At 72.7% G+C, this 8,613-nt stretch carries 6 protein-coding genes and 1 pseudogene; 3 read left to right on the top strand and 4 right to left on the bottom strand.

Annotated elements, in window-relative coordinates:
- The 4 genes and pseudogenes from ACZ6NC_RS41560 to ACZ6NC_RS41545 form a co-directional block, all read right to left on the bottom strand.
- Positions 1–140 (bottom strand): annotated as a pseudogene (locus ACZ6NC_RS41560) (ATP-binding protein); the annotation flags it as partial.
- The gene (locus tag ACZ6NC_RS41555) at positions 121–546 is read right to left on the bottom strand and encodes a DUF742 domain-containing protein (protein WP_360510186.1); all 426 of its coding nucleotides are present in this window, start codon (positions 544–546) and stop codon (positions 121–123) included. The gene ACZ6NC_RS41555 and the pseudogene ACZ6NC_RS41560, both read right to left, overlap by 20 nt.
- Before the next feature lie 161 nt (positions 547–707).
- Complete coding sequence (locus ACZ6NC_RS41550) at positions 708–1,121, bottom strand: roadblock/LC7 domain-containing protein (protein ID WP_030057391.1); 414 nt, start codon at positions 1,119–1,121, stop codon at positions 708–710.
- Positions 1,122–1,131: 10 nt separating this feature from the next.
- Positions 1,132–4,899 (bottom strand): sensor histidine kinase, encoded by a 3,768-nt coding sequence (locus ACZ6NC_RS41545; RefSeq protein WP_465739089.1) that lies wholly within the window; start codon positions 4,897–4,899, stop codon positions 1,132–1,134.
- Between the two features lie 628 nt (positions 4,900–5,527).
- On the opposite strand from ACZ6NC_RS41545, the gene ACZ6NC_RS41540 reads away from it, so the two are divergent.
- The 3 genes from ACZ6NC_RS41540 (at position 5,528) to gltX (ending at position 8,510) form a co-directional block, all read left to right on the top strand.
- Positions 5,528–5,752, top strand: a complete 225-nt coding sequence (locus ACZ6NC_RS41540; RefSeq protein ID WP_465739088.1) for a hypothetical protein — start codon at positions 5,528–5,530, stop codon at positions 5,750–5,752.
- A gap of 465 nt (positions 5,753–6,217) precedes the next feature.
- Positions 6,218–7,018, top strand: a complete 801-nt coding sequence (locus tag ACZ6NC_RS41535; RefSeq protein ID WP_465739087.1) for a fumarylacetoacetate hydrolase family protein — start codon at positions 6,218–6,220, stop codon at positions 7,016–7,018.
- Positions 7,011–8,510 (top strand): glutamate--tRNA ligase, encoded by a 1,500-nt coding sequence (gltX, locus tag ACZ6NC_RS41530; protein WP_465739086.1) that lies wholly within the window; start codon positions 7,011–7,013, stop codon positions 8,508–8,510. The genes ACZ6NC_RS41535 and gltX overlap by 8 nt, the downstream gene beginning before the upstream one ends.
- Positions 8,511–8,613: the final 103 nt, after the last annotated feature.

Here is an 8,613-nt window from a genome sequence, read left to right as displayed (position 1 = left end):
ATGACGGCTTCGGTGCGCAGCGGGTTGATCTCGGAGACGGCGCCGACGAGCGTGGTCTTGCCGACACCGAAGCCGCCGGCGACGACGATCTTCGCCGAGGTCGTGGCGCGGGTGGCTCCGTTAGAGCTTGCGAAGTCCACTGAGGACCCTTTCGAGCAGCGTGACATCGGGCGTTCCGCCCGACTCGCCCGCGGCGGCGGGCTGGTGGATGGCGACGAGGCCGGCCTCGGCCAGGTCGGCCACGAGGATGCGGGCGACACCGAGCGGCACGCCGGCCAGTGCGGAGATCTCCGCGATGGACTTGACCTCACGGCAGAGGTTCACGATCCGGGCATGCTCGGGCAGCAGGCCGCCGGTCCGCTCGGCGGAGCCGGTGGTCGAGATCAGCGCCTCGATGGCGAGCTGGTACCGGGGCCGGGTACGGCCTCCGGTCATCGCGTACGGGCGGACCAGCGGCTGCTGCTCGTAGCCGTCGGACTGCTGCCCGCCGTAGCCGCTGCCGTACCCGCTGCCGTACGAGCCGGCGGGTGTCGAAGGCGGGGTCATGGGTCCTCCTTGTGCTGCAGCCTTGGGCAGCCGGTTCCAGCTGGGGCGATGCCAGCTGAGGCGAAATCAGCTGCCTGAGGGTAGCTGAGGGTGAGGCGCCGGGCCTGGTCGGGTCAGACCCGGCGGGGAGGTGGGACGGATGGGTTGGCCGCTCAGGGCACTCAGTGCAGGAGACTGCCCTGGAGTTCTGCGCGGAGTGCGGGGGTGAGGACGGCGCCGGCGCGGTCGACGAGGAGGGCCATTTCGTAGCCGACCAGACCGATGTCGGAGTCCGGCGAGGCGAGTACGGCGAGGGCGGAGCCGTCGCTGACGGCCATCAGGAAGAGGAAGCCGCGCTCCATCTCGACGACGGTCTGGTTGACCTCGCCGCCCTCGAAGATCCGGCTCGCGCCGGAGGTGAGGGAGGTGAGGCCGGAGGCGACGGCGGCGAGCTGGTCGGCGCGGTCGCGGGGGAAACCTTCGGACATGCACAGCAGGAGGCCGTCTGCGGAGACCACCACCGTGTGCGACACCCCGGGGGTGTTGTCCACGAAATTGGTGATCAGCCAGTTCAGGTTCTGTGCGGCCTGGCTCATCTGATTCAACTCAACGCTCCTGATGATCTGCGCCGTTGCCGTCGGTGCGGCCCCCGAAACTATCGAACCCGGGCTGCTGGGCACCATGCTGGCCGCCCTGGCCGCCCTGGTTGCCCGGGCCGGACGCCTGCTCGGCGCCGACCCTGCGGCCCTGCTGGATGCCGCGGCGCAGGTTGGTCAGCCGGCCGCGCACCTCCTCGGGCGCCCGGGAGACCTGAGGACCGGTCAGCGGGGACGCCTCTGCGGTACCGGAGACCAGGTTGGCCTGCGGGGTCCGCCGGGGGAGGCCGGACATGGTGACTCCGTTGGTCGAGGGCTCGCGGACCTGCTCGGCCCGGCGCCAGCGCTCGTCGTTGGCGGACGGGCGCCACGGGGCGTCGCCCGGGCCGGGCTGGCCGCCCTGACCGGGGTGACCGCCCTGGCCGGGCTGCGGGGCCTGCTGCGGCTGGGCCTGGCCCTGGGGGGCCTGGGGCGCCTGCTGCGGCCGGGCCTGTGGTGCCTGCTCCTGGACCCCGGGGGCGGTGGTCCCGGGCCGGCGCGGCTGGTACTGCTGCGGCCGGGCCGCCTGCGCGGCCTGGGCCTGCTGGCCGTTCTCGGGGAACCAGGCCTGCTCCGCCGGTTCGAAGCCCGGGGCACCGCCCTGGGACGGACCGGTCGGCAGCGCCATCGGCTCCTGCCGGAAGGCCTCCTGGCGGGCGGGCTCCTGGCGGACCTGCTCCTGGCGGACCTGCTCCTGGCGGGCGGCCGGGTTCGGAACGTTCGGCAGCACCGGCTCGACCAGACCGAGGCCCAGCGGGTCACGCGGGTCGATCTCGCTGGCCTCGAAGCGCGGCCGGGCGAACTGCGCGGTGCTCTCCATCGGCGAGGGCTCGGCCGGAGGCAGCGGCTGCGGCTGCGGCTGGATCTGCTGCGGCTGGGCCTGCTGGGGCTGGGCCTGCTGCGGCGGGAGCTGCGGCTGCCGGCCCTGCTGCGGCGCGTCCGGACCGGGGCGCTGCGGACGGCGCGGACCCTGCGGACCCTGCGGGCCCTGGCCGCCCTGGCCGCCCTGGCCGCCCGGGCCCTGGCCGGGCTGGCGGCGCTGCGGCAGGCCCTCCTGCGGCCGGCCCGGGCGGGCGCCCTGCGGCGCACCCGGACGGCCGGACTGGTCGGCCCAGCCGTGCTGCGGCTGCTCGCCGGTCCGGGCACCCGGACCGCCGTCGAACTCGCCGCCGGGGCGCGGCCGCTCCTGGCCGGGGCGGCGGCCGTCGGCGGGCCGGCCCTGGCCGGGCTGCGGCGCGCCGGGCTGCTGCTGACCGCGGCGTGGCAGGCCGCCGGGGCCGCCCTGCGGCGGGCCCTGCCGGCCCGGGCCGCGCTGCGGGAGGCCGCCCTGCTGGTTCTGCTGCCCCTGCTGGTTCTGCTGCGCGGGCTGGCCCTGCGGGCCCGGCTGGCCCGGCCGTCCCTGCGACGGGGTCTCGCGCAGCGACTGGCCGACCTGGCGGGTCGGCAGGCCGGTACCGGCCCGCCCGCCCTGGCCGGCCGGCGCACCGGGACCGCCCTGGCCGAGCTGCGGACGGCCCTGCGGGGCACCGCCCGCCGGACCCTGGCCGAGCGCGGCCGGGCCGCCACCGAGGCCGGCGGCCGGGCCGCCGGGCATCTGGCGCTGCTGGCGCGGCGTCGGGGCGACCCCGCGCTGCTGCTTGGCCTGTGCCGGGCCGGGGCGGCCGGCGCCGCGGCGGTCGGCCGAGTTGGTGACGTCCACCGGGAGCATGACCAGCGCGGTGGTACCGCCGGAGTCGCTGGGGCGCAGCTGGATGCGGATGCCGTGTCGCAGGGACAGGCGGCCGACCACGAAGAGGCCCATGCGGCGGGAGACCGAGACGTCCACCGTCGGCGGGTTGGCGAGACGCTCGTTGATGTCGGCGAGGTCGTCGGGGCTGAGGCCGATGCCGGTGTCGTGGATCTCGACCAGCACCCGGCCGTCGGGCAGGGCGTGGCCGGTGACCCGGACGCGGGTCTGCGGGCTGGAGAACGAGGTGGCGTTCTCCAGCAGCTCGGCGAGCAGGTGGACGAGGTCGTTGACGACGCGGCCGGCGACCTCGGCCGACGGCACCGCGGCGAGTTCGATGCGCTCGTACTGCTCCACCTCGGAGGCGGCGGCGCGGAGCACGTCGACCAGCGGGACGGGGCGGGTCCAGCGGCGGCCCGGGTCCTCACCGGCGAGGACGAGGAGGTTTTCGCCGTTGCGGCGCATACGGGTCGCGAGGTGGTCCAGCTTGAAGAGGTTGGCCAGCTGGTCCGGGTCGGCCTCGCGGCTCTCCAGCTCGGAGATGAGCGACAGCTGGCGCTGGATGAGGCCCTGGCTGCGGCGCGAGAGGTTGGTGAACATCGCGTTGATGTTGCCGCGCAGGAGGGCCTGCTCGGCGGCGAGGCGGACGGCCTCGCTGTGCACCATGTCGAAGGCGTGCGCCACGTGGCCGATCTCGTCGGTGGAGTCGACGGCGACGGGCTCGACGGTGACGTCGACATCGTGCGGGTCGCTCTCCGAGAGCGTCTTGACCAGCTCGGGCAGCCGCCGCTCGGCGACGTCCTCGGCCGCGGCCTGCAGACGGGTCAGCGAGCGCACCATCGAGCGGGCGATGACGGCGGCGCCGCCGAGGGCGAAGAGCAGCACCAGCGCGACGGCGGCACCGATGACCAGGGCCTCGGTGTCGGCCTGGGACTGCAGGTCCTGAGCCTTGCCGTCGAGGTCCTCGATCAGCTTGCCCTCGATCCGGCGCTCGGCCGTGATCTTGGCGCTGATCTTCTCGTACCAGTCCTTGTAGCTGACCGGCTCGGTCTGGTGGATACCGCTCTGCTGGAGGATCGAGCGCGAGTAGCGGTCGGCGTCGGCGACCACCGAGTTGTAGCTGAGCTGGCCGCGCAGGTTGTCCAGGTCGTGCGAGGTGTAGATGTTGTTGAAGCTGGTGAGCGCGTTGTCGTAGGACGTGCGCAGGCGGATGCCGAAGGACTCGTCGCTCAGGCTGAGGTCGGGCTTCGGGTTGGCGAGCGCGGCGGCGATCAGCGCGCGCTGCTGCGAGGTGGCGTTCTTGGCCAGGGAGAACTGCTGCAGTGCGCGGGTCGCGCGGACCAGGTCCTTGTTGTTGGACGCGAGCGCGATGTCCTGGGAGATCGACAGCAGGTCTCGGATGATCACGTCGTAGGCGGTGATCGTGGCCTGGATGTTCTGGTTGTTCTGGTACGGGTTGCCGCGGGCGTCCGAGATCGAGTTCAGGTCGCGGCGGATCTGGAAGAGCAGCGCCTTGCCGCCGGAGAGTTCGAGGTTCTCGAACTTGTCCGAGGACGCGGTGAAGGTGCGGTTCAGGTCGTCGGTGATCTTGCGGGCGCTGACGATGTCGTCGTCGAGCGGCTTCTGCGGGTCCGCGGTGATCGGGCCGGCGCTGATGTCCCGCTCGTTCTGCAGCGCGTCGGCGAGGTTGGTCGCCTTCTTGGCCAGGTCGGAGAGGTTCGCCATCTGGGCCAGCTGCTGCGAGGCCTCGAGCGAGGTCTGGATGCGCAGGCCACCGAGGACGAGCGCGACCAGCACGGGGAGCGTGAGCAGGGCGATCAGGCGGGTACGAATCCGCCAGTTGCGCATCGCCAGCCGGCTCATACCGGTGGCGCGCCGCCGGGTGAGGGTCTTGCGGAGTTTGTCCCGGGCCGACTTGCGGTCCTGTTGGCCGTCGTCCTCGGGGCGGCCGCCCGCATCGGGCGCCGGCTCTGCCGGCCCGCCGGGCGCCGCCACCTGCTGCGGGGCTGCCACGGGCTCACGCGACTCCGGGTCACCCGCGGCGCCGCTACCCCTTTTGAAACGTCCCTGCACTGGCGTCGCAACCTCTGGACCGGGCGTCCCGCCGCGTCGCCACGGCCTGGACGGTGTCGAGTTTCCATCCGCACCCCGGCCGGTCCGGGAGAGCGGGTCGCCGGGGTGGACTACTCCCTACCCACGGTCCGTGGCATTCCAGCACAGCCGGGGAATCCCAACAAGGGCCGCCAGGGCGCGCCGGGCGACACTACGGACCGCGCGCACGATTTCACTGACTGTGCGGTAACCGGACCGGAATACCGCCTTTTTCGGACACTCGCCGGATGCATGTCAAGCCGACCCGAGATCAACTAGACGAGCGGACCTTCCGGAATGCCCGTTATATCCGCTATGCCGGTAAAACCTGATGCAGCGATATGTCGGATATAGGAGAATTGATCTTCAATTTGTGATCAAAATCACAGGTCTATGTGTAGCTTTGGTCACGGTGCCTGTGGAAAGAGATCCGTAATCTGGCTGCATCCGGAGCACGGCCCCGATCAGCCTGCCCAGAATCTCCCCGAATCACTCAGGCCGGCGCCGGTTCATGCCGAGGCGCCGTCCACGACCCAGAGGTGCTGACGCGATGTCCCAGGCGAACAAGGCCGCCACCGAGTCCACGCTCACCAGCCGTTCCACGGCGAACCCGCGCCGGACGACGCTGGCCTCGGTCGAGGACTTCAGCAAGATCCCGGGCGCCCGCAGGTCCGAGGATGTGGTGACCTACGCCACCGAGCTGCCGGCCAACACCGCCAACCCGCGCCGCACCAAGCTGATGGTCGCCCCGGTGGTCGCCGTCCCGCAGGACTGAGCCACCCGCGCTCCGCGAAGGGCGCCGGGACCACCCTCACCGGGCGGCCCCGGCGCCCTCTGTGTTGTCGCCCGCTCGCCTCCGGGCCGCTCGGTCCGGTGCCGACGGTCGGCGCTCCAACGCCCCTCGTCCCTCGGGGCGTCCTCGTTTCTCCCTTTCGGCCCCGGCGCGGCCCTTCGACTCGGGGCGGGGTCGCCCGCTCGCCTCAAGGTCGCTCGGGGCGGGGTCGCCCGCTCGCCTCCGGGTCGCTCGGGGCGGGGGTGCCTGCTCGCCCCCGGGGGGCGGATCCGGGCGGGGGCGCGCGCCCGAGTCGGGCGCAACCCCGCTGAACAGGGGCAAAGCGGCCGGCCGGAGGCCCGCGCGATAGCCTGGTCGACGATTGAGCGGGGCCGGGCCCGAGGGCGCGGCGCCCACCAGCGCCCGGGCGCGCCCCGGGCGGCCGACGAAGCGAGGGGTAGCCCAGCCGTGCGCATTGCCAGGTTTTCCGTCCGGGAAGGGAGCCCTGCCGCCGGCAGCGTCTCCTTCGGTGTGGTCGAGGGCGACCCGGCCCAGCCCGAGTCTCTGGTCGTCCACGCCCTGGCCGGCCACCCGTTCGGGCAGCCCCAGCCCACCGGTGAGAGCTACCGGTTCCAGGACGTCCGGCTGCTCAGCCCGATGCTGCCCAACAAGATCGTCGCGGTCGGCCGCAACTACGCCGCCCACGCGGCCGAGCTGGGCAACGCCGTCCCGGACGTTCCGCTCACCTTCTTCAAACCGTCCACCTCGGTGATCGGCCCGACCGAGGCGATCGCCTACCCGCCGTTCTCCTCGGACGTCCACCACGAGGCCGAACTGGCCGTGGTGATCGGCCGGATGTGCCGCGAGGTCCCGCTGGACCGGGTGCCCGAGGTGATCCTCGGCTACACCTGCGCCAACGACGTCACCGCACGCGACATCCAGCAGCGCGAGGGCCAGTGGGCCCGGGCCAAGGGCTTCGACACCGCCTGCCCGCTCGGCCCGTGGATCGAGACCGACCTCGACCCAACCGACCTGGCCGTCACCTGCACGGTGAACGGCGAGCTTCGGCAGACCGGCCGCACCTCCCTGATGATCCGCTCGGTCGCCGAGCTGATCGTCCACATCTCCGAGGCCATGACGCTGCTGCCCGGCGACGTCATCCTCACCGGCACACCCGCTGGGGTGGGCCCGCTCAACGTCGGCGACGAGGTCGCCGTCTCCATCGAAGGCATCGGCACTCTCACCAACAAGGTGATCAAGCGTGGCTAACACTGACCCGTCCGTTCGGGTTCGCTTCTGTCCCTCCCCGACCGGGAACCCGCACGTGGGCCTGGTCCGCACCGCCCTCTTCAACTGGGCCTTCGCCCGCCACAACGGCGGCACGCTGGTCTTCCGGATCGAGGACACCGACTCCGCCCGTGACTCCGAGGAGTCGTACAACCAGCTGCTCGACGCCATGCGCTGGCTCGGCTTCGACTGGGACGAGGGCCCGGAGATCGGCGGCCCGCACGAGCCGTACCGCCAGTCGCAGCGGATGGACATCTACGCCGACGTCGCCCGCCGCCTGCACGAGGCCGGCCACGCGTACCACTGCTACTGCTCCACCGAGGAGCTGGACGCCCGCCGCGAGGCCGCCCGGGCGGCCGGCAAGCCCTCCGGCTACGACGGCCACTGCCGGGAGCTGACGGACGACCAGATCGCCGTCTACAAGCTGGAGAAGCGCGAGCCGATCCTGCGGTTCCGGATGCCCGACCGCACCATCTCCTTCGACGACCTGGTGCGCGGCACGCTCACCTTCGAGCCGGAGAACGTGCCCGACTACGGCATCGTCCGGGCCAACGGCGCGCCGCTGTACACCCTGGTCAACCCGGTGGACGACGCCCTGATGGGCATCACCCACGTGCTCCGCGGCGAGGACCTGCTCTCCTCGACCCCGCGCCAGATCGCGCTCTACGCGGCGCTCGCCGAGATCGGTGTCGGCGACGGCACCACCCCGCGCTTCGGCCACCTCCCGTACGTGATGGGCGAGGGCAACAAGAAGCTCTCCAAGCGCGACCCGCAGGCCTCGCTCAACCTGTACCGCGAGCGCGGCTTCATCCCCGAGGGCCTGCTCAACTACCTGTCGCTGCTCGGCTGGTCGCTCTCGGCGGACGACGACATCTTCAGCGTGGAGCAGCTGATCGAGGCGTTCGACATCGCCGACGTCAACGCCAACCCGGCCCGCTTCGACCTCAAGAAGTGCGAGCACATCAACGCCGAGCACCTGCGCAAGCTGGCGCCGGAGGACTTCGTCCGGCGCCTGGTGCCGTACCTGCAGGCCCCGGGCCTGCTGCCGGCCGAGCCGACCGCCGAGCAGCTGGAGCTGCTGGCCAAGGTGGCCCCGCTCACCCAGGAGCGGATGGTCGTGCTGAGCGAGATCGTGAACATGGCCGGCTTCCTCTTCGTCGACCCGGCCGACTTCACGCTCGACCCGGACGACGCGGCCAAGGTGCTCAACGCCGACGCCCGCCCGGTGCTGGAGGCCAGCATCAAGGCGCTGGAGGCGCTGGAGGACTTCACCCCGGAGCCGATCCAGGCCGCGCTGCGCGAGGCGCTGGTGGAGGGCCTGGGCATCAAGCCCAAGTTCGCCTTCACGCCGCTGCGGGTGGCCGTCACCGGCCGCCGGGTCTCCCCGCCGCTGTTCGAGTCGATGGAGCTGCTCGGCCGCCCCGAGACGCTGCGCCGGCTGACCTCCGCGCTGGCCGCGGTCCCGGCTGCCTGAGCCCCGCGCGGGGGGGGGGGGGGGGGGGGGGGGGGGGGGGGGGGGGGGGGGAGGGGGGGGGGGGGGGGGGGGTGGGGTTTTGGGGGGGGGGAGGAAAAGGGAA

The sequence above is a fragment of the Kitasatospora sp. NPDC041988 genome (assembly GCF_055588525.1).
Note: the sequence above shows the minus strand (reverse complement) of the source record. Positions and strands in the feature narration are given on the sequence as shown.